The 21,527-nt window shown below is 37.3% G+C and carries 19 protein-coding genes; 12 read left to right on the forward strand and 7 right to left on the reverse strand.

Going from position 1 to position 21,527, the window contains the following annotated elements:
- Positions 1-20 precede the first annotated feature (20 nt).
- The 3 genes from EPA86_RS17850 to EPA86_RS17860 form a co-directional block, all read right to left on the reverse strand.
- Positions 21-1,142, reverse strand: coding sequence for an ABC transporter substrate-binding protein (locus tag EPA86_RS17850; RefSeq protein ID WP_140605737.1), 1,122 nt, complete (start codon positions 1,140-1,142; stop codon positions 21-23).
- Between the two features lies 1 nt (position 1,143).
- Positions 1,144-1,998, reverse strand: a complete 855-nt coding sequence (locus EPA86_RS17855; RefSeq protein WP_140605738.1) for a CvfB family protein — start codon at positions 1,996-1,998, stop codon at positions 1,144-1,146.
- A 105-nt stretch (positions 1,999-2,103) separates the two neighbouring features.
- Positions 2,104-2,553, reverse strand: coding sequence for a tellurite resistance TerB family protein (locus tag EPA86_RS17860; RefSeq protein WP_140605739.1), 450 nt, complete (start codon positions 2,551-2,553; stop codon positions 2,104-2,106).
- Between the two features lie 383 nt (positions 2,554-2,936).
- On the opposite strand from EPA86_RS17860, the gene EPA86_RS17865 reads away from it, so the two are divergent.
- The 5 genes from EPA86_RS17865 to EPA86_RS17885 all read left to right on the forward strand — a co-directional run bounded on the left by EPA86_RS17865 (position 2,937) and on the right by EPA86_RS17885 (position 9,916).
- Positions 2,937-4,148, forward strand: a complete 1,212-nt coding sequence (locus EPA86_RS17865; protein WP_140605740.1) for an efflux RND transporter periplasmic adaptor subunit — start codon at positions 2,937-2,939, stop codon at positions 4,146-4,148.
- 2 nt (positions 4,149-4,150) lie between these two features.
- Positions 4,151-7,387 carry an efflux RND transporter permease subunit gene (locus tag EPA86_RS17870; RefSeq protein WP_140605741.1) on the forward strand — a complete coding sequence of 1,079 codons (3,237 nt, stop codon included), beginning with the start codon at positions 4,151-4,153 and terminating at the stop codon, positions 7,385-7,387.
- A gap of 128 nt (positions 7,388-7,515) precedes the next feature.
- Positions 7,516-8,349: a 4'-phosphopantetheinyl transferase family protein gene (locus tag EPA86_RS17875; RefSeq protein ID WP_170309699.1), complete on the forward strand. Its 834-nt coding sequence runs from the start codon at positions 7,516-7,518 to the stop codon at positions 8,347-8,349.
- Positions 8,350-8,581: 232 nt separating this feature from the next.
- Positions 8,582-9,286, forward strand: a complete 705-nt coding sequence (locus EPA86_RS17880; RefSeq protein WP_342777405.1) for a lysophospholipid acyltransferase family protein — start codon at positions 8,582-8,584, stop codon at positions 9,284-9,286.
- A 69-nt stretch (positions 9,287-9,355) separates the two neighbouring features.
- The gene (locus tag EPA86_RS17885; RefSeq protein WP_140605744.1) at positions 9,356-9,916 is read left to right on the forward strand and encodes a paraquat-inducible protein A; all 561 of its coding nucleotides are present in this window, start codon (positions 9,356-9,358) and stop codon (positions 9,914-9,916) included.
- 86 nt (positions 9,917-10,002) lie between these two features.
- Here the strand turns inward: EPA86_RS17885 and darH are convergent, their stop codons facing one another.
- The 4 genes from darH to EPA86_RS17905 are packed head-to-tail and all read right to left on the reverse strand — an operon-like array spanning position 10,003 to position 13,549.
- Positions 10,003-11,013, reverse strand: coding sequence for a BtrH-related acyltransferase DarH (gene darH / locus EPA86_RS17890; RefSeq protein ID WP_140605745.1), 1,011 nt, complete (start codon positions 11,011-11,013; stop codon positions 10,003-10,005).
- 20 nt (positions 11,014-11,033) lie between these two features.
- Positions 11,034-11,450 carry a DarG family dialkylresorcinol biosynthesis protein gene (locus tag EPA86_RS17895; RefSeq protein WP_140605746.1) on the reverse strand — a complete coding sequence of 139 codons (417 nt, stop codon included), beginning with the start codon at positions 11,448-11,450 and terminating at the stop codon, positions 11,034-11,036.
- A 2-nt stretch (positions 11,451-11,452) separates the two neighbouring features.
- Positions 11,453-12,613, reverse strand: coding sequence for a beta-ketoacyl-ACP synthase III (locus tag EPA86_RS17900; RefSeq protein ID WP_140605747.1), 1,161 nt, complete (start codon positions 12,611-12,613; stop codon positions 11,453-11,455).
- Between the two features lie 9 nt (positions 12,614-12,622).
- Positions 12,623-13,549, reverse strand: coding sequence for an NADPH-dependent FMN reductase family protein (locus tag EPA86_RS17905; protein WP_140605748.1), 927 nt, complete (start codon positions 13,547-13,549; stop codon positions 12,623-12,625).
- A 115-nt stretch (positions 13,550-13,664) separates the two neighbouring features.
- Between EPA86_RS17905 and EPA86_RS17910 the strand changes: the two genes are divergently transcribed.
- The 7 genes from EPA86_RS17910 to EPA86_RS17940 all read left to right on the forward strand — a co-directional run bounded on the left by EPA86_RS17910 (position 13,665) and on the right by EPA86_RS17940 (position 21,451).
- Complete coding sequence (locus tag EPA86_RS17910) at positions 13,665-14,150, forward strand: DUF2141 domain-containing protein (RefSeq protein WP_170309700.1); 486 nt, start codon at positions 13,665-13,667, stop codon at positions 14,148-14,150.
- A gap of 179 nt (positions 14,151-14,329) precedes the next feature.
- Entirely contained in the window at positions 14,330-16,372 is a 2,043-nt protein-coding gene (locus tag EPA86_RS17915) for an NADPH-dependent 2,4-dienoyl-CoA reductase (RefSeq protein ID WP_140605750.1), read from the forward strand.
- A gap of 49 nt (positions 16,373-16,421) precedes the next feature.
- Complete coding sequence (locus tag EPA86_RS17920) at positions 16,422-17,432, forward strand: ABC transporter ATP-binding protein (protein ID WP_140605751.1); 1,011 nt, start codon at positions 16,422-16,424, stop codon at positions 17,430-17,432.
- The gene (locus EPA86_RS17925; RefSeq protein ID WP_140605752.1) at positions 17,426-18,583 is read left to right on the forward strand and encodes an ABC transporter permease; all 1,158 of its coding nucleotides are present in this window, start codon (positions 17,426-17,428) and stop codon (positions 18,581-18,583) included. Before EPA86_RS17920 ends, EPA86_RS17925 begins: the two co-directional genes overlap by 7 nt.
- Positions 18,584-18,640: 57 nt before the next feature.
- Complete coding sequence (locus EPA86_RS17930; RefSeq protein ID WP_246058471.1) at positions 18,641-18,925, forward strand: acyl carrier protein; 285 nt, start codon at positions 18,641-18,643, stop codon at positions 18,923-18,925.
- Between the two features lie 44 nt (positions 18,926-18,969).
- Positions 18,970-20,709 carry a beta-ketoacyl synthase N-terminal-like domain-containing protein gene (locus EPA86_RS17935; RefSeq protein ID WP_140605753.1) on the forward strand — a complete coding sequence of 580 codons (1,740 nt, stop codon included), beginning with the start codon at positions 18,970-18,972 and terminating at the stop codon, positions 20,707-20,709.
- A gap of 46 nt (positions 20,710-20,755) precedes the next feature.
- Positions 20,756-21,451: an MOSC domain-containing protein gene (locus EPA86_RS17940; protein ID WP_211664963.1), complete on the forward strand. Its 696-nt coding sequence runs from the start codon at positions 20,756-20,758 to the stop codon at positions 21,449-21,451.
- The last annotated feature ends 76 nt before the right edge of the window (positions 21,452-21,527 follow it).

The following is a 21,527-nucleotide window of genomic DNA, read 5'->3' on the forward strand; positions in this document are numbered from 1 at the left end:
CGACATTTGCTCGATACTAACTAATGACAGCTGTGATTAGATTGTTTACTTAATTGCACGATCAGATCATTAATCGAAAAATTATAGTCTTTCTGTTGGGTGAATGTTCTACTAAAGCAATAAAAGTTTAAGTGAGAAAAATTGTTTTGATAGGTGATTTCTTCCATTGAATTTAAGTTGTTTATATTAATAAGGCTAAATTCAGTACTGGGTGATTGAACGCCAGGATGAAAAACAACTTTATTGTGAAAGTGATCATAAACTTTAACTAATAGCCAGGCAGCACTGAAAATATGTCCTCCTGCTGAGGCTGTTAATTGTTCTTGTTTTATTTCTCTAAAAGCCCTTCGTTCCCAATCAAACCCACCGATAAAAATGTCTTTATTGGGTTTTAATCCGAGCTCTTTTGCACCTTCAATAGCCGCAACGGCCATATGATCTGAAGCTGCCAGTACAATATCAATACCTTTGTGCCTTTGATATAAGCTTTTGAAGTGAGATTTAGCTTTAGCGTAGTCCCATTGGGCGACGATATCTTGGACTATAATCGTTTGCTCGTCGCTATTTATTTTATGAGTGAGTCCTGCTGATTTTTCTAATGATTGAGAAGCAAAGTCACCGTTTATTGATAAGGCTTTTATTAATGTGTTTTTAGGTTTTGATTGCTTTGATCGAGAAATTAAATAATCCATTAATAAATAAGCACCTTGAAAGTGGTTATCATAGTGCTCGCCAAGCCAATATTTAAATTCTTCTTGAGGGTAAGCTATTTTTTCTTGATGGATACTATTGTCGTTATAAGAAAAATTAGACAAAGTGACAAAGGGAATTTTCGCTTGCTCTAATAAGGTAAAATTTTTAAAGGCGCTTCGTTGATGCGCCATAAAAATTAACAAGTCAGGCTTGTTTTCAGCGTTAACTATTTTTTCAATTATCTTATCTTGCAGTAATCGATGCCCTTTGCCTTGAATAAAAGTTAGGTTTATATCGAGATCTTGTGCGGCAGCATGGGCAATGTCATGTACATTCTGCCAAAAGGGAGTATATCTATTAGTATCCGCAATATAAGTGACATTAATTGCGCATACTTTATAGGATGTGATACTTAATAGTATCAGGGTTAAAACTACTTTTACGTTCATACTACAATAATTTTATACCGTTCTTCTCTATAGAGATTTTTCCTTTCTTTAGTAAATTGCCAACCGTAGCTTTAAACGTTTTTTTGCTGACATCCAAAGTTCTTTTAATTAATTCTGGGTTACTCTTATCATTCAAAGAGGTGAAACCATCATTGTCTTGTAAAAAGGCAATAAACTTATCGGCAAAATCAATAACTTTTCCTTTTCCGCCACGGGTTAAGATTAAATCAAGGCGTCCATCATCACGTACTTTCTTTATATAGCCCGTAATTTTTCGACCTGCGCGAAGCGGTTGGAAAATTTCATTGTCATATAAAAGTCCCCAATGTAAATCATTAACAATCGCTTTAAAGCCAAGATCGGTTTTATTAGCAATAGTTAAAGAGACTTGCTCACCATCATTATATTCTGCAGGCCAAATATCAATGAATTTATCAAGCTTACTCGAAGCAGCAATGCGCTCTGTTCGTTGATCGAGAAATACGCGTACTAAATAATACTTACCAACTTCCATTTTAGTATGCTGCTGGTTGTATGGAACCAATAAATCTTTTGGCAGACCCCAATCTAAAAAGGCACCCATTTTATTTACTTGAACAACTTTTAATGAAGCAAACTCACCTACTTGCGCTAGTGGCTTTTGACTCGTAGCAATAAGCCTGTCGGCCGAATCTAAATAAATAAAAACAGTCACCAAACTGTCGATTTGACAATCATCAGGAAGGAAGCGATTAGGCAATAAAATTTCGCCTAACTCACCAGCGTCCAAAAAAGCACCGTTATCAGTTATGGCAATAACTTTTAAGGTGTTGAATTTGCCTATTTCAGCTGGGTTTGTGGTGGTGTCTTGAGTCATTACATTGCCAATAAAAAAATCGATGGGCTATTGTATCGTAATATCTAGCATAGATCGAAAGGCAAATGAGTAAAGTCAGATTAATTGTTTAAAAGCACTCTTTTGTTATTGCTGAATGCTTTGAGCTTGGATTTTTGTTGCGATATATTCACTATGCCTTAAATGCAATAAATCAGCGATACGCCTGATAATATGCTCTTCGATACTGGCTAACTCCCCATCGGCATAGGCAATTTGCCAAAGTAAACTGACAATGTGAATTCTCTCATCGAGTGATAAGTGTTGATTTAATTGACTTGTAAACTGAAAAAAATCGTTGGCATTCTCACTTAGCTGAATAGCTTGTTCAATAATATCTGTCACCTCAGTATCTGAGAGCGAAAATTGATTTTGTAGTAAGTGAGTGAGTTTCGTTTGTTCTTCAATGGTGTAGTGGTTATCTGCTCTCATTACTTCACAAAATAAAACGGCGCAAGCTAGCTCAGTAGAAATTATGGTATTACTTTGTTCCTTGTTGTCTAAGCTTGAGAAGAAATCTTTCAATTGAGCGAACATACAATAACCCCTAAATGAAAATAATAACCCTTACATTGTATGATTTATCCGAGCTGAAGTCTTATGGAGTTTCGTAAACAGATATTTCGTAAATATTGACTAAAAGAGTAATATTTTGGTGAAATATGCCAAGTAATTAAAATAATTAAGTTGATGTTAATCAAGTTATTTCAAAATAAGTCAAAAAATATTTTTCTACAACCTGTTGATTTACTTTGATTATATTGTTTTTGTTTTCTTGTTTGGACTATTCTTAGCAGAAATTGGTGCGAATATTGTAATAGAGCGTTACAACTTTGTTAATGCATGTGACCAGAAACTGGTTAGACTATAAAGCATTACATTACAATAACTGTAAATTTATTAGTATTAGGGATTGAAAAGTGGCTCGTAAAAAACAAATTATTATTCCAATTGTCATTTTAGCCGGCGGCGTTTTAGCCATGATAGGTTTTTCTAGTATGAAAAAACCACCCGAAGAAAAAGCTGAAGTTGATAATACACCGATTGTTGCCGTTGAAAATATTAGTGTTGCCCCGTTAACACTTGAAGTAAGTTCGCACGGTATTGTTAAACCTAAATATGAGACGCAATTAGTTGCACAAGTTAACGGCCAAATTGTTGAGCTAAGTGATACTTTTGTACGCGGTGGTTTTGTTAAAAAAGACCAATTGTTAGCGCGTATAGATCCTAGTGACTACCAAGCGGCACTTATTGATGCACAAGCTAATATGGCTTCAGCTAGGGCTGCTCTAGAAAAAGAAGTTGCACAAGGTAAAGTGGCAGAACGCGAATGGAAACAAATTACAGATACGTCACCAACAGAATTAAGTTTACGTAAACCGCAACTTGCGCAAGAACTTGCACGCGTAAAAGCAGCTCAAGCTGCAGTGTTAAGAGCTGAGCGTAACTTAGAGCGTACTGAAATTAGAGCGCCGTATGATGCCATGATTGATAGCAGAGATATAGGTTTAGGCTCTTTTGTTGGTGTAGGCACTAAACTTGGTCATGTCTTAGGAACTGCGATAGCTGAAGTTCGATTGCCTGTGGCTGATAACCAATTACAATTTCTAGTGGATCAAGGTAGAGAAGCTAATGTTCAACTTAATGGTAAGTTTGCAGGTCAAGATACCCAATGGCAAGCTCAAATAGCGCGTAGTGAAGGTGTGGTAGATAATAAAAGCCGCATGAGTTATTTGGTTGCAGAAATTAATGACCCATATTTATTAGCACAGTCATCCAATGATGTATCACCTCTTCGTTTTGGTAGCTATGTAAATGCCAATATTATAGGAATTAATGTTGCGTCTGCCGCTTCAATTCCAAGGTATTTAGTTGTTGATGGTAAAGTTGCTATTTTAGATAGTGAGTCAAAACTTCATTTCGCAACTATTGATATTGTGCGTCAACAAGGTAGTAACGTAATTATTGGTAATGGTTTGGCAGATGGTGACCAATTAATTATTTCAGCGTTAGATTACCCTATTGATGGTATGAAGCTGGCGTTAGCTGGTGAAGAAGAAACACCAGAAACTGAAGAGTTAGAGGCGAAAGAGTCAGAAACTCAAGTTGCGAATAATGATTCAGGAGAGTAAATATGACTTCACCTGATAAACATACCAATGAAGCGTTAGATCAAGAAAACTTGAATCGAACAAATATTGATAATATTGATACACATAAAGGCTTAATTGCTTGGTTTGCTCGCAATAGCGTTGCTGCAAACTTACTTATGATTTTTATCTTAGTTGGTGGTTTCTTAACGATAAACACCATCAACAAACAAATGTTTCCGCAAGTTAAAATTAACTGGATTTCTTATGCTGCGCCTTATCCAGGTGCTGCTCCGCAAGAAGTTGAGGAAGGCATTACTATTAAAATTGAGGAAGCTCTAGAGTCAGTACAAGGCCTTAAGCGTGTTATTACGTATTCAAACCGAGGGTATTCTAATGGTTGGTTCGAAGTTGACACTGATTATGATCCGCAACTTGTCTTAGAAGAAGTTAAGTCTGCAATAGACTCTATTCCAAGCTTTCCAGATGGTATGGAGCGTATCAAAGTTGAGCGTGAAAAATATCGTCAAGAAGTAATGTACATCAGCTTATATGGTGATTTAACCAATAAAGAACTTAAAGAATTAGGTCGTAAAATTCACGATGAAATTCAACAGCTGCCATTAGTGAATGTCTCTGAATTTTTTAGTGGCTTAGGTTATGAAATTTCAATTGAAGTCAGTAAAGATAAATTAAGAGAATATGACTTAAGCTTTAGAGATGTTGCTAATGCGGTAAGAGGTCATTCACGTAATATGTCAGCTGGGCAGATTCGTGCAGAAAATGGTTATATTAATTTACGTGTTGAAGAACAAGCCTATCGTGGACATGAGTTTGAACAAATACCTGTAGTCACTTTAGAAGACGGCACTAAGGTGATGCTAGGCGACTTAGCTACCATTATTGATGGTTTTGAAGAAGGCTTACAATACTCGAAATTCAATGGGAAAAACTCGGTAACTTTCTTTATCGGTGCAGCTGAGAATCAAAGCATTACTGATGTTGCTGCTGTTTTAAATGGTTTTGTTGAGAAAAAATCAGGATCTTTACCTCAAGGCGTAAAACTAGAAACTTGGGTCGATATGACTTACTACCTTGAAGGTCGTTTAGACATGATGATGGATAACATGAAAAGCGGTGCAGTGCTGGTTTTCTTAATGTTAGCCTTGTTTTTACGTGTTCGATTAGCTTTTTGGGTAATGATGGGGTTACCTGTTTGTTTCTTAGGAACCTTACTGGTTATGCCGATGGAATTTGTTAATGTCACCATTAACATCACCAGCTTATTTGCCTTTATTTTAGTGTTGGGTATTGTGGTCGATGATGCGATCGTGATGGGCGAAAGTGCCCATGACGAGATAGAGCAGCGAGGCCACAGTATCGATAACGTTATTCGTGGAGTAAAGCGTGTTGCTATGCCAGCAACGTTTGGGGTATTAACGACTATTGCCGTGTTCTTACCCTTCGTTTTAGATAATGATCCTGGTGCTGCATTTAGTAAGTCGATTGGTTTTGTTGTGGTGTTCTGTTTAATTTTCTCATTAATTGAATCGAAGTTGATTTTGCCTGCGCATTTAGCTCAGATGAAAATGAAGAAGTTTAATCCAAAAAACCCGTTAGATAGATTACGCGCTGTAATTGACAGCTCATTAAAGAAATTTATCGACAACGTGTATCGTCCAACTTTAGCTGTTTGTATTAAGTATCGTTACGGCGTATTGATGTTCTTTATCAGCATCATGTTGCTAAGTGCAGGTTTGTTCCAAGGTGGTTTAGTACGCTTTATTGGTCAACCTAAAATACCTCATGATTTCCCACGTATTACAGTGGAAATGAATATTGATGCTTCAGAGAAAGCGACGTTATCTGCTGTATTGAATATTCAAAATGTCTTGTACCGTATAGATCAAGAAATTGAAGCTGAGCACGGTAATGGCATGATTTCTGATATGCAAGTTGATTTGCGTAGCAGAACCGAAGGCCGCGTAATGGTTAAGCTTGTTGATCCTGAATTGCGAGCCATGGATACGTTTGAACTTGCAGATAAATGGCGTAATGCAATTCCGAATTACCCTGGTGTTAAATCGTTAACCATTAGTGATAATTTATTTGGCGGTGGCCGTGATGATGGTGATATTGCTTTTAGATTAGAGTCGCAAAATGATGAGCAGTTGTTGGCAGCCGCTAAAGAGTTGAAAATAAAGCTTAACTCTTTGAAAGGTGTGGGTGATGTGAATGATTCTCGTCAAACCAGCGCTAAAGAAGTGCAGTTTGAATTAAAACCTTTAGCATACTCAATGGGCCTAACATTAGCTGACATCGCTTCACAGGTTAGCTATAGTTTTTATGGCCTTGAAGCACAGCGTATTCTTCGTGATACCGAAGAAATTAAAGTGATGGTTCGCTACCCGCAAGCGGAGCGTAGTTCAGTTGGTCATGTGGATGATGTGATGATTCAAGCACCTAATGGCGCAGAGTTACCATTATCAGAGCTAGCTGAGATTAAATTGACCGATGGTGTGACCCGTATTCGTCGTGAAAATGGCAACCGAACTATTAACGTTTGGGCGAGTGTTGATGCAGAGCAAGTAGAACCATTTAAAGTGGCTAATGATATTCGAGATAACTTTATTCCGAAACTATTACGTCAATTCCCACTAGTTAAAAGTGAAGTAACAGGTAGTATCCAAGAAGAAATGGATAGTATTAATAATCAGTTACGTGATTTTGCTATTTCATTGATGGTTATCTTCTCATTGCTTGCAATTCCGTTAAAGTCATACTCACAAGCTGTAATGATTATGATCGTTATCCCATTTGGCATCATAGGTTCAGTATTTGGTCATTTAATTTTGGGAATGAACTTAAATGCGCTATCGGTGATGGGGATATTAGCGGCTGCAGGTGTTGTGGTGAATGATTCCTTAGTGATGGTTGATTATGTAAATAACGCTAGGCGCAGAGGCGAAAGTTTAAAAGACGCGGTGATGCATGCAGGTACTAAACGCTTTAGAGCAATATTGCTAACTTCTCTTACAACGTTCATTGGTCTAGCGCCGATTATTTTCTTTGAAACGAGTATGCAAGCACAAATTGTTATTCCAATGGCAGTATCATTAGCATTTGGTGTACTTTTTGCGACTGTTGTGACTCTAGGATTAATACCTTGTCTATATCTTATCATTGAAGATATTCGTCACTTATTTACAAGAAAGAAGCGCAAGCAGAAAGCGCTTGAAGATAGTCATGCAGTTAAGACGGAAGAGCTTCCTTCTAGTTAACAGGTAGTGCGATTATTGTTATTAAAAACCACTGTTTATGCAGTGGTTTTTTTTCTTCAAAACACTTATGCTAACTTTCTTTTAATTCCCCGTACGCTAACCATTTTGTTTAAAGGTTTACAATGAGCATGGCTTGCCAAAACGTTAATAAAATCATGGCAAATGTTTTACCCTTAAGTCAATTTACTAGTTGGCAGAGGCTTCAATTTAGCAACAAAGCACTTGAAACCCCACTTGAAATCTTGCTGTTCAACACCAATAACCTTACTCAATTTGAAACGGATGAATTAGCCAGTACTTGGCTCACTGATAAAGAGTACCAAGTCTTCACACGTCGAAAGGCTAAGTCAGCCAAAAAAGAGTTTGTAGCTAGTCGTATACTGATAAAGCAACTTGTCAGAGCATGGTTATTTAACGAAAAAAGGAAGTTTATTGGTGGGAGTGAGGCACTAACGTTTAAAAGTATTTCTGTTTGCTTTAACGAGCAACTGTCGCGCCTAGAGGTCTTTGTTCGGAACAAACGCTTACCCGTGACAGTATCGATTAGCCACAGTGCGGGGCAAGTTCTAATTGCTTTTTCACCTAGAGCAATTGAGTTAGGTGTGGATATTGAAAAATATAAACAAAAGCGCAATGTAATTAAGCTATCAGAGCACTTTTATCATACCCTAGAGGCGCAAATGGTAAATCAGTTGGGTGAAGAGTACTTCTACCGAATATGGACCCTTAAAGAGTCTTTAGCCAAAGCAAGTCAACAAGGGATTATGGATTTATTGGCAAAAGATACGTTGAGTCAATTAGCTTATCAGTTTCCTAATATGTCTTTTGTTAGTACCAACGAGTATCAAGTGACAGATGTGAATAATATTAAACACCGCTTTGATTTAACTGTGATGGCAACAAATGTTGGATTTGAGGGTATACAAATTCTTCAAATGACGAAACAAGATTTAAAAAATTGATCTGCTTGGCCTGTGTAGAGAAATACTGGAAAATTAACCCTCCTAGTTAGTAAGATTAATGCTAGTATAGCAAAAAGATTTCTCTCAAATTACATTAGGTTAGTGCAATTTATTGTCAGGGAGATGTTAAATATTTTAAGATTTTATATTCATCATGCTCAAAAAAATTAATCATATCTGGCGAATTTTCGCGACTGGACTTTGTTTTTCATTGTTTGGAATTGGCGGGCTTTTGCTGACTGTTTTTGTCTTTCCATTACAAAAAATTATTATTTCAGACAGTGATGCTCAGAAAAAAGTGGCGCGTAAAACCGTTCATTATACTTTTAAGTTTTTTATTGCTTTTATGGGGCTTTGTCGAATCTTTAAGTTCGATCTTGAAAAGGCTCAAGCATTGAGAACATTGAAGGGTGAACTTGTTTTAGCAAATCATCCATCGTTAATTGATGTCGTAGTGCTCATTTCCATTATGCCCAATGCGGATTGCGTAGTGAAAGCGCATTTATTTAAAAATCCTTTTTTACGTGGTGTAGTACGTAATACTGGGTATATTAGTAATGCCGATCCACAAGGGTTGTTAGCTGACTGTTCAACGTCACTGGCAGCTGGTAATAACTTGATTATATTTCCTGAAGGGACGCGGACAAAGCCAGGACAAAAAATTAAATTTCAACGAGGCGCTGCCAACATCGCATTACGCTGTTTAAGAGCAGATAAAGTCAAGCGTGAGGTGATAACAGTTTTACTTACAGTGAATCCAACAACGTTAACTAAGTCTGAACCTTGGTATATTGTGCCAGAACATAAGGCGCTATTTAGTGCTCAACTTATTGAAAATAATATCGCTATTCCAACGGTGAATGAGAGTATGGTTAGTAAACAGGTAAGAGGATTAAATGATACTATTGAGCGATTTTTTACTGAAATGATTGTATGATTTATCTCTTTCATTAAATCTTATATGAATAAAGTATTTAGGCCTTTGAATAATTAAGAAAATAGCTATATGAAGAAACACCTTGGATTTTTATTAAACGTACTCGCAATAGGCTTGTTTGTGCCTGGTATTATTTTACCTATGTTTTCGTTGAACATGACGATGAATGCTCAAGTAGCTAACGCGAGTGTCTCTTCTGGATTGCTCGATAAACAGCTCTCTCTTATTGGAACTATTCAAGAATTATATCAAGATGATCGTGTTTTGGTGGCCAGCTTAATTTTGTTCTTTTCTTTGTGCATCCCGATATTGAAGTCATTATTAATGACATGGGCATATATTAAGAAAAATACTGAAATAGAAAAATCAATTTACCGCTTTATTAATGCTATTGGTAAATGGTCAATGGCTGATGTTTTTGTTGTCGCAATATTTTTAGCGGTTTTATCGACCAATCATGGTGAGACAGCGACGAGTCAACAATTACAACTATTTGCTTTTAAAATTGATGTGCTCACGTCAACAGAAACCTTGTCGGCTGTAGGGCAAGGTTTTTATTATTTTGTTGGTTATTGTTTATTATCGCTATTAGCAACTCAAATAAGTCATAGCAGTCTTAAAGAAGATTAGTGCAGTAATTCATTTTAGGGTAAAGTGTATAAAAAAGGCTCATCATTAGATGAGCCTTATCGGTTTAGCTTATTGACGTATAGGGATCAAGCAGCGGGCTTAATGGTTAACAGCGTTTCGCGCAACGCTTGCTCTTGATCTGCACAACTAGTCAGCTTAGTTGCAACATCGTCTAAGGTAAGCTCTTTACGCTTTTTACAAAACAGTACTGCATCCATGGCAAATTCACGCCAGTTATCGCCAACCTCAGTGCCTTGTTTTGCTGCTTCAACAAGTTGTTTATTCCCGGTAATTTTTGCTGCTTCATCAAGGAAACTGGCAAACATAAAACGAAAACCTGCGCCACCAGTACCAATTTCTTCTTGCATGCGGACAATATTGCCGAGAAATAATTTTTGATATTTTGGTTTTTCTTTTTTCAACAACTTAATTTTTTTAGCGAGGTGTCTAATGCCTTTATTACCAAAGAAAGGCAAGAAGATACCATTCATCATTTTAGCTGTTTTCTTAATTGCACTATAAATATGCGGGGTTAAGTCAACGCTTTCAGGTACGTTTCTGATCACATACATTAAGCCCTTGGCAGCGAGTGCACCTTTAGCAAAACGCGCTCTTTGCAGATCTTCTGCTGGGCATTCAACTAAATGCTCAAACACAGGATCACTAATTAAATAATTTCCTTGGGCTGTTTTACCATAAACAACTAAGTTATGCGCATTAAAATGAAAGCGCATGTCCTCTGGGAAATAAGGTAACCAATACACAGACGTTTGCAAACCAACTAAATTACCTTTAGCTAATTCATCGTCAAGAGCTTGCATCCCCTTTTTTTGATCGGAAAATTTTTGACTAAACAGTTCAACTTTGAGTTTTTTACACACCGTTTTGATAATTGTTTTCGGCGGCATGCGATAAGCGACTAACGGTAAACCACCCAGCTTAACAATCGGTAAGTAAACAAAGTTCATTGCAGAAGCTAAACCGAAAGCCATCGGCTCAGATATATTTAACCCTTTACTGCGCAGTAAAGTTGAAATAACACCGGTTTCACAGTGTGATGATTGTTGATGTTCAATATCAAGGATAATATCAGTCATGTTTTGGTTTCTAATCAGGGCTATTCTGGAGTTGTATTTTGCTTAGGTAAACTTCGTAATTCATCAACAGTGAGTTTCATCACGTCTGAGTATACAGCTAATTTTTTTAAAGAAAGTTTATTAAACACTTTAGGCGTTAAATGGCGCTTTATTTGCCATTGAAAAAAACCTGTGGTTTGCGCTAATGATACGATATCAAAACGTAAGCGTAGCATGTGGTAAGCGAGGGGCGATACTTCACCAAGTTGAGCTTGCAATAAGGCTTCATCGGTCTGTTGTTGTAAATCATCAACAGCCATTTGTGTTGCAAAACTCTCTACTTCCCAACCTGTCGACTGTACACCTGTGTAATGACCTGTTTCATCAACCGCATAGACAAGTTTCTTCTGGCCTTGATAAGTTGCGCTATTATCTTGTGGGACATTTTTCTGTTCCATGATTACACCACAGTTAATTGCATAAAGGCGCTAGAGAATCGGCCACTTTCAGGGATATAGCACAGCAGCTTTTCTCCCTTAGTTAAGTTGCCCTTATTAAATAACTCTTCAAGCATAATAAAAATTGATGCAGAGCCAGTGTTGCCTTTAGTGGTTAAGTTGGTAAACCACTTGTCATAAGGAATTTCAAAGTTAATGTTTTGTAAGCCCTCAAAAACTTTTTCACGAAAATAGCCTGATGAATAATGTGGCACGAAATAATCATAATCATCTGCGTTTAAACCTCGCTTTTTAACAGAGTTCGCTAAGGTTCTTTCAACGGTTGTCTTGATGATGTTTTCATTCAGTAATTTTACATCTTGTTTAACTGATGCAATTGATTGTTCGGCTCGTTCATTACTTGAGAAACGGGCATTGCCTACAATTTCACCATCTTGCTTTTCACATCCTGCATACATACAGGCTTCTAACTCGTTAGCAAAAGATAATACATCTATCCAATCAACGCGAAGTGATAAGCCTTCTGGGCTTGGTTCATTTGATAATAGGGCTGCTCCAGCGCCATCAGAGAGCATCCAGCGTAAGAAGTCTTTCTCAAAAGCAATTTCCGGCTTACTTTCTAGCTGAGCCACTTTATGTTCACATTCTGCATTGAAGTTTGAAGCATGCATGACATTGGAAGCTAGCTCACTAGCAACAACAACGCTTTTTTGGCTCTCGCCTGATTTTATGGCCATATAAGCATATTTTAATGCGGTTATACCACATAAACACACGCCAGAGGTCGAAACAACTTCTAACGGTGGGTTCTTTAACTCACCATGTACCATTACACCGTGATTTGGCAACGTTTGATCAGGTATGGAAGTGCTTGCCACTAAGGTATCGACGCTGGCCAGTTCACTAATTTGCGGAATTAATTTTTCTACGGCTTCGGCAGCTAAAGAGGCGTTGGTATAGTTATATTCGCCTGTCTCAGGGTCAATGCCATAATGGCGAGACTTTATTTGGTTACTACGAAGAATAATTGATTTTGCGCGCGAACGTTGTCCGCCAACTTGACCTAATACATTTTCCATCTCAGCATTGCTTACTGGTTCATTGGGCATTACTGCACTTAAGCGGTTGATATATACTGAGTTTGCTTTTTCTTGGGTTTCCATGGTGTAAAACTACTCTCCAGAAGGCTTGGCAAAATATGCCTTTTGCGCATCGATGCGCTTTTTGGTAAAGGGGGCAATGATTTTCTTAATTAAGGCAGAAACGGGAACAACCGTTAAAATTAAGGTCAGTAAAAATAACACATAGACTGTTAGGCCACAACTTCTACGCAGGGAGTTTTGAGGGCCTAATGTGCTTAATATTTTACTCCAAATTCTAAAACTATGACTCGCTACTCGTTCACTGGCAATAAGCTTTTCATTAATTCTAACAGCAGATAAACCTGTTAACATTGGAGAGTGAATAATCGACTCATCTTGTGTTAAACGTTGGCAAATTGCTTGACCAAAACGTTGTGATTTTTCAATATCCTCATCACTCACACCTGCTTTAGGTACCCAGCCGTAGGCTTTTTTACGACCGGTAAACATCCACAGAGGCGTTGCTAAAAAACTAAATGCAGCGCCACAATCATCTGTTAATGCCACATTATCAACTAAATTAGCATTGAGGTTTTTAAGTAGTTGTTTCATTTTTTCTTGGGCATTTAGCCACATGCCACGACAACCAATTACAGTAACAACAGGCTTGTCTTTGAAGAGCGTTTTGGCTTGCTCTGATTGTAAAAATGAAGCAATAGGTCTGGAAGGTGATAGAAACCAAACTTGATAACTTAATATTATAAGGTCGTACTCATCAGCATTTTCGATAAAGTTTGGAGCAATGGGCTGAATGGTTTCGGGCGTCATTTTTACCGTTTCAGGAAAAATATGAAAAAACTTAAAAAAGGGCCATGGAAAAGGGTAGGGTTTCTCTGGGGTTATGGTGAGATAATCAAGCTCAATTTGTTCACTTTGTTGCAATGGTGAAATGATTGAATTGACGATTCGCGTTAACTGGCCTGTTTGAGAATAATTTATAACGAGAACTTTACGCACAGATAAAAACCTAAAGGGATATATTTTTGTGACATATTATACGTTATTGTCTTAAAATAGAAACTACCTGATTAGCCCAATTTAGTGTCTTTTGATGAAATTTAGCCTCAAAACTATGATAGTTCTCAGCATATTTTTATATTTGCCGATTGCGTTCTTTACCAAAATACAGGCAAAAGACGAAACAGCTCTTGTTGTTCATGTTGAACGGATTAAGCGTATAGAGGGTACTTTGTTTTATCAACTCTTCGAGTGCCCTGAAAGTGAATTAGTTACTTGGTCAGACCTTAGATTAATTTACGCTAATAAAACAGCGGTCATAGATAACAATATTATCATTACATTGCCACATTCTGCTGTCAAAAGTGTGCCTGATGAAAATGGCAATAGAGTAGCGTTTCGTGTGTTTCAAGATATTGACAATGATGGTGTTTTAGCATTTTCTAATGGTGACATCCCAAAAGAGCCAACAGGCTTTTCAAATAACCCAAGTTTGATACTGGGGATGCCCAAGCCTGTAGATACCTGCTTTGAATACGACTCTATACGTAACGTAAAGGTTAAATTAAACAATAAAAGAAAACGTGGTAAGCGAAAATAATGGCAGCTTAGCTGTTTCTGAGTTATATATTACAAAACTTGTAGGGTATAAGCTTTGCACCAAAGCCCTATTTTTGCTAGTCTAGCCACCTTTTAGAGTCCTATAAAAATGAAGTCATTGTGCCGTAGTGACTTTTGACCTTTTGTTTGCAACGCTATGTATAACGTTAAGAGTGTTTTATGCCTTTTCCTCATTTGTTAAAACCATTGAATTTAGGTTTTAGTCAATTAAAAAATAGAGTCGTTATGGGCTCTATGCATACCAGTTTAGAGGAAACTGAGCAGGGCTTTATTAAGGTTGCTCAATTTTATAAAGAACGGGCTGAAGGTGGTGTAGGCCTGATTATTACAGGCGGAATATCGCCAAATGACAGTGGCATTGTAGCGCCAAATAGAGCCATTATGCAGCAGGAAAGTGATGTTAAAGATCATCAATTAATAACTGATGCAGTTCATGAGTACGATTGTAAAATTTGCATGCAGATACTACATGCAGGTCGCTATGCTTATCATATTAACCAAGTCGCTCCTTCTGACATACAAGCACCTATTAGTCCTTATTCACCAAGAACCTTGCTGTCTGAAGAGGTTGAACAGCAAATAGATGATTTTGTTCACTCAGCGGTGTTAGCTAAGCAAGCTGGCTATGATGGTGTTGAAATTATGGGCTCCGAGGGTTATTTAATTAACCAGTTCATTGTAGAAGCGACTAATAAGCGAGATGATGAATGGGGTGGTTGCTTTGAAAATCGAATTCGATTTGCTTTAGCTATTGTAAAAAAAATCCGTGCTGCAGTTGGTGATAAATTTATTCTTATCTTTCGCTTATCACTTATTGATTTAATTGAGCAAGGTTCAAGTGCCAATGAAGTTATTGAATTAGCAAAGCGCTTAGAACAAGCAAGTGTAAATATTATTAATACCGGTATTGGTTGGCATGAATCGAGAGTGCCGACCATTGCTTCAAATGTACCCGCAGGCTTTTTTACCAGTTTAAGTGCCAATATTAAACGATATATTGATATTCCTGTAATCACGAGTAATCGTATCAACACGCCTGAACTTGGTGAAAAAATTATTCAAGAAGGTAAGGCAGATCTTATATCCATGGCTCGACCTTTCTTGGCAGACAGTCAATTTGTCAATAAAGCGATGAATAACAAAGCGAATGAGATAAATACTTGCATCGCTTGTAATCAAGGCTGCCTTGATAAGATATTTATACGTGAAACGGCAACATGTCTGGTGAATCCTAGAGCTTGCAATGAAACTAAACTTAACTTCTCTAAAGCTGATGTCATTAAGGAGTTAGCAGTCGTTGGTGCTGGGCCCGCAGGAATGGCTTTTGCTAAATATGCAGCTAAACGTGGTCATAAAGTGACCTTGTTTGAGGCAAACTCAAAACTTGGTGGGCAGTTTAATCTCGCAGGTCAAGTTCCCGGTAAGCGTGAGTACTTACAAACTATTCGCTATTTTACCACTCGATTACCGCAACTTGGTGTGGATATTCGTTTAAACCATGTTGTGCAAGCTGAAGATTTACATGCGTTTGATGAAGTTATTATCGCCACGGGCGTTAAAGCAAGAGTGCCAGATATTGAAGGAATAGAGTGGGCCATCGAGCAAGGCAAACTAGTAAGTTATGAAGATGTGCTGCTAAAACGTAAAACAATAGGTAATCATGTCGCTATTATTGGTGGTGGCGGGATTGGTTTTGATGTGGCTTTATTTTTAGCCAATGATGCTGATAAAGTTGTTGAAAGCGTTACTGTTAATCAGGCATTAGAAAAACGAGAATTCATTGAGGAGTGGGGGATTGACTTATCTTTATCTCAAGCGGGAGGTTTGGCTGAGAAAAGCTGTCGCCGTGCTACTCGTCAAATAACCATGTTACAACGCCGCTTACGTAAACCAGGAACAGATTTGGGTAAAACGACGGGATGGATCCATCGTCAACATCTAAAACATAAACAGGTCAAAATGACTGTCGGTGTTAGCTATGAAAAGATTGATGAGCAGGGCTTACATATTTCAGTTAGAGGTAAGCCGCGCTTATTAGCCGTTGATCATATTATTAACTGTACTGGCCAACTGGAAGAAAATAGCTTAGTGAGTCAACTAAGCGATAAGCCCTGTCATGTATTAGGTGGCGCTAAAAGTGCGAAAGGGTTAGATGCAGAGAGAGCTATTGCAGAAGCGGCCTTGTTAGCACAATCTATTTAAAAGCTATTTTTGATAAACAAAACCATAACAATAGAGAATCAAAAACATAATGGTGAACCAGGACAGTCAAGCAAGCCAAGTGCAACATAAAGTGATTATAAAAGCGGAGCAGCTTGCTTTTAGGTATCCAAGTAATGATTTTCCATCGATTGATAATGTCACAGTTACTTTAAAAAAAGGCAAATGTACTGGCATCATCGGCCCTAATGGCGCAGGAAAGTCAACTTTGATTTCCTTGTTATGTGGCTTACTTACGCCAGAAAAAGGGCAATTAACTTATTATGTTGATGATGAAAGTTCACAGGCAAAGTCGACATTATTAACCAAGGCAACAAACAGCCAAGCTTTTATTGAGCAGCACATTGCCTTGATCCCTCAAGAATATGCTTTCTATCCAGAGCTCACCGTAAAACAAAATTTGCAATATTTTATCGCTATAAGTGAACGAAAGCGCGACAAACAAGCAAGCATTCTTGCCGCTAGCTTAGCGCAATGTCAGTTAACTCATGTAGCAAATAAAAAAGCGGCAAGTCTGTCAGGGGGATATAAACGTCGTTTAAATATCGCCATCGCGTTAAGTAAATCTCCTGATATTATTTTTTTAGATGAGCCAACAGTAGGTATTGATCCTGTATCACGCCAAGAGATCATTGATTTACTAAAAACATTAAAAGCTCAGGGTAAAAGTTTAGTTTATACCTCTCATATGTTAAATGAAGTTGAGCAGTTATGTGATGACATTATCTTGTTAGAGCAAGGTAAAGCGCTGGCAGTGAGCGATCTTACCTCAAGCAATATGATGATTACGGTAAGTTTTTTAGCGCATCCAAACACTGAAATGTTGAGAAAGCAGTTACAAGTATTACTGCCTGATATTGATACTGCACAGACACAATTAAATATAAAAATTGCAGATATTAGCCAGTTGAATGCTATTTTCACCTGTTTGGCTCAGAATATGTTGGTGATAAAGCAGCTTCATTTTTCACAAAATTCTATCGATCAATTGTATTTTAGTGTCTATCACAGTAAGCAAGCAACACAGGATGGCGCATGTTAATTGAAAGTATTAAAAAAGAAGCCATTATTATCTTAAATGATCTACACAGTGTGGCTGTATTGTTGATATTACCTATAACCTTTATGGTAATTATGACTTTTGCGATGGGTGAGAAACAAGCCAATCTCGTTAAGAAAATTAACGTTTCAGTACATGCAGAGAAAAGTGATTACTCACTGCTATCTTTAGTTTCTTATTTAAAAACTAGTGGTTTTAAGGTTAATCAAGAAGAAAGTGTTGATGCTTTCATTAGCATCGAATCTGGCTTTGAACGAAATCTTTTACTGAAGGACTCTGAGGCTCAAATACTGTTGAGTTATAGCAATGAGTTATCACCTCAAACGCGATTAATGATTGCTGAGTTAGTAAAAGTATCTATTTCGAAGATGAAATTACATGCTTATATGGAAGAGGTAGGTGATTTTGATGAATCGCTGTCAATGGCCGAGAAAGTCGATATCGTAAATGAATCATCAAGTGTCGATTATTTACTTAATGAACAAAATCAAGATCAAGTATTTTCCGCGCCAACACTTTATTCCATTCCATCATGGTTAATTTTTGGTGTTTTTTTCATTGTGTTACCAATCTCAACCACTTTAATAAAAGAGAAAGAGAATGGTACATTAATTCGCATTCAAACCTACCCCATTTCTAATCAACAGTATTTGTTTACTAAGGCGTTATCATACAGTGCAGTGAGTGTTATTCAGTGGCTGTTATTATCTGTAGTTGGACTTGCTTTTGTGCCATGGCTGACAGACCAAGCTTTACTAGTGATTAATTCACCATCACTTTATTTGCTCTCTGCGGCTTTTATAATTGCCAGTGCCATTTGCTTTGCTTTGTTAATTGCTGCGTTAGTCAATACCTATGAACAAGCAATTGTGCTAGGTGGTGGCATTAATATTTTGATGGCGGCGTTAAGTGGTTTTATGGTGCCTATTGATATGATGCCTGATGCGCTGGCGAATATAGCTAATTTCTCACCAATGTATTGGTCAGCCGATATATTAAAGCAAGGCTTGGCAGGAGATAGTTTGATGCAAGCCGTACCAAACATGATTAAATTATCTGTGTTTGGCTTAGGGTGTTATTTATTGGCACTTAACCTTTTTATTAAGAAAACGAACAAATTATCATGGACATAATTTTTATGTCACAGTATTAATCTAGTAATTTTACCGTTAAAGACACAGGATGTATTTGTGGATATCAGCACAATGAATGAAGCTCAGTTAAAGTTGGCAATTAAAACTCTGATTGTTGAAGAGTGTGATAAAGAAGATGACTTTTCACCAGAAGAAATTATCGATGACGAGTTGTTGTTTGGTCGAAAATCTAGGATCGCTTTAGATTCATTGGATGCATTGCAATTATCGCTGGTACTTAAAAAGCAATTTGCAATTAGCATTGAAGGCTCTAAGGAGTCGCGCAAACATTTACAGTCGGTTAATGCCATTGTCGCACTGATTAATAGCAAAAAAGCTTAATTGTTTAATTTATCGAGGGATGACAAACCTTAAAGGAAAGTAAAGTGCAAGAAAAGACGCAATCTAAAGAGCAGCAGGTTATGGAAGATGATGGAACATATATTCATGATGTAGCAGCAGTGAGCTCATTAGGTCATGGCATTGCATCACTCGATTTATTTTCACACTCCCAATTAGCCCAAACTATTGAAAAACCGATACCTTGCCTTTTTCATGCACTACCTTTGTTTGCTGTTGAACAGAGAAAGAATGATTTATATATTATTCTGTCTCAGGTGGTTTCTCAGTTAATTGAGCGATTGTCTCTTACTCAAGAGCAACTTAGAGAAACATCATTATTTTTAGGTTCATCTTCACTAGATATTGTTAATGTTCAAAGTGATGAAAATAGAGTGATTTGGTTAAGTACCCTAGATAAGATTAATTTATATTTAGTCGAAAAATTTAAGCTCAATGCTTTGCATTTCACTTTTAATACTGCCTGCACCTCGAGTAGCAATGCCGTTATTTATGCTAATCGTCTACTTAAGTCGAAACAAGTAAAGTACGCTTTAGTCGTTGGTTGTGAGTTTTATAATGAACTGACCTTACGAGGCTTTATGTCATTAGAGCTGCTAAGTGATCGTGCGTTATTTGCTTTTAGTCAGCAAAGAGATGGCATGGTGCTAGGCGAAGGTGTCGGCGCTTTATTTCTCTCCAGTCAGGCTAAAATCAATAACAGTAAGCCACTTTTACAAGTGCTTGATGGTTATTCTTCTTGTGACACTTATAGTCTAACGAGCACACAAGAAGATGGTAATAAAATTGTAGAAGTCATTAACAGAGCTCTGGCATTATCAAACCTGACTATTGAAGATATTGATGTGGTTAAAGTGCATGGCACTGCATCACCGGCAAGTGATCAGGCTGAAGCTCAAGCATTGAAATCTTTTGCATTAGAAGAGAAAAAGCTATTTGCCCTAAAGCCTTTCATTGGACATACCTTAGGGGCATGTGGTGCATTAGAACTTGCCTTATTAGTACAACTCATTAAGTTAAATAAAATACCTGTCAGTGAGTATATGACAGAACATGAGTTAATTTTACCTATATTATCTACTCAGATTTCGTTTGAAAACGTTAACTATATATTGACGAATCATTGTGGTTTTGGTGGTAATAATGCCGCTATAGTATTGAAGAAGCTTTCATACTTAGAAAGCACCTTCTTTAGTGATAAACAACCTATTATTGAAAGTAATACGGTTAGTACGTTGAACATTATAGCTCAGCATCAGCTTGCTATAAGTAATGACATGCCAACTAAAGCGGTGCGGAAACAAGTAAAACAAGTCACAGGCTTTGAAGTGAGACGTATGGACAGTTTTACGTTGATAGCGCTACAAACTATTCATGAAATGATAACTCAGTTAGCAGTTGATTATGAGCTTCAGGGAAAGCCGTTTCATTTAACTCAATACAACCTTGGTTTGTACTCAGTCGCTGATTATTTTTCTGTAGAATTATTGCAATCGTTAATAGTTGATTGTGAAAAGGGTGAAGAGGTTCGACCGTTAGACTTTATTTCAACGGTAGGCAATGCGGCTAATTTTTATATCGCTAAACAATTTCAGGTTAATGGCGTGAATATTTTCACAGGGGCTAGCGAGCATGCCTTGGAGAATATTACTTCCCTTGCGAGTTATGACTTGAGTCATGATATTGTTGATATGGCAATTATTGTCCATTGGCAACAGCAAGCAAACAGTCTTGAGTGTTTTACTCAGTTAATCACTAATAAATAAGAAGTCAGAGTTAATAACGATTTGTATTGAAATTAGGAGAATGAATGTGTCTGATAAAAATGTTATTAATTGTCATGTGACTCTTTATCGAGGAACTGTGGGAGAATTCAAGGGGTTAACTACGGCGATTAAAAAGTCATTGGTACAAAATCGAGTTTACTTATCTTTAAATGGCATTGACGGTGATCATTGTGCTGATACTAAGCACCATGGAGGCTTTGAACGTGCCCTGCACCAATATCCCATGGAGCACTATCAATACTGGCAAAGCCAATTCCCTGAAAGTAAATTACTATTTAAAGCCTCTGCCATGGGGGAAAATATTAGCTCTGCAGGTATGACTGAGCATAATGTCTATATTGGTGATCAGTTTCAGCTAGGTGAGGCAATAATCGAAGTGAGCCAACCAAGATCTCCCTGTTTTAAATTGAGTCGTTTTTTAGCGGTTGAAGGTTTTGCTGAAAAGGTTCAAGAAACAAATCGTTGTGGCTGGTTGTATCGTGTTATTACGCCAGGTTATGTTGATCTTAATGCTAATTTAACACTACTGCGCAGAGCAGAAAATAGCCTATCAGTTTACCAAGTCGCCAATATCTTTTTTAATGACCCAACCAATAAAGAAGCGTTACTGCAAATTGCGGAATTGTCACATCTATCTCAGCATTGGAAAGATTATGTGCATAAGCGTCTTGAAACAGGCAACATTGAAAATTGGCAAGCACGTTTAACGGGAGTGTTTTAAAAAACCGTTAATGTAAAGTTTACAAGATGTAAATATTGCATCTTTTATACGATGTGCTCAAAAAACAGCAGATTTT

The organism is Litorilituus lipolyticus, from assembly GCF_006439335.1.
GTDB lineage: Bacteria > Pseudomonadota > Gammaproteobacteria > Enterobacterales > Alteromonadaceae > Colwellia > Colwellia lipolytica.

Excerpts from the sequence above, each read along its gene's own strand:
- EPA86_RS17850 (WP_140605737.1), bottom strand. The coding sequence starts at position 1,142 with ATGAACGTAAAAGTAGTTTTAACCCTGATACTATTAAGTATCACATCC.
- EPA86_RS17875 (WP_170309699.1), top strand. The coding sequence starts at position 7,516 with ATGGCTTGCCAAAACGTTAATAAAATCATGGCAAATGTTTTACCCTTA.
- EPA86_RS17920 (WP_140605751.1), top strand. The coding sequence starts at position 16,422 with ATGGTGAACCAGGACAGTCAAGCAAGCCAAGTGCAACATAAAGTGATT.
- EPA86_RS17860 (WP_140605739.1), bottom strand. The coding sequence starts at position 2,553 with ATGTTCGCTCAATTGAAAGATTTCTTCTCAAGCTTAGACAACAAGGAA.
- darH (WP_140605745.1), bottom strand. The coding sequence starts at position 11,013 with ATGACTGATATTATCCTTGATATTGAACATCAACAATCATCACACTGT.
- EPA86_RS17925 (WP_140605752.1), top strand. The coding sequence starts at position 17,426 with ATGTTAATTGAAAGTATTAAAAAAGAAGCCATTATTATCTTAAATGAT.
- EPA86_RS17910 (WP_170309700.1), top strand. The coding sequence starts at position 13,665 with ATGATAGTTCTCAGCATATTTTTATATTTGCCGATTGCGTTCTTTACC.
- EPA86_RS17870 (WP_140605741.1), top strand. The coding sequence starts at position 4,151 with ATGACTTCACCTGATAAACATACCAATGAAGCGTTAGATCAAGAAAAC.
- EPA86_RS17895 (WP_140605746.1), bottom strand. The coding sequence starts at position 11,450 with ATGGAACAGAAAAATGTCCCACAAGATAATAGCGCAACTTATCAAGGC.
- EPA86_RS17885 (WP_140605744.1), top strand. The coding sequence starts at position 9,356 with ATGAAGAAACACCTTGGATTTTTATTAAACGTACTCGCAATAGGCTTG.
- EPA86_RS17855 (WP_140605738.1), bottom strand. The coding sequence starts at position 1,998 with ATGACTCAAGACACCACCACAAACCCAGCTGAAATAGGCAAATTCAAC.
- EPA86_RS17900 (WP_140605747.1), bottom strand. The coding sequence starts at position 12,613 with ATGGAAACCCAAGAAAAAGCAAACTCAGTATATATCAACCGCTTAAGT.
- EPA86_RS17915 (WP_140605750.1), top strand. The coding sequence starts at position 14,330 with ATGCCTTTTCCTCATTTGTTAAAACCATTGAATTTAGGTTTTAGTCAA.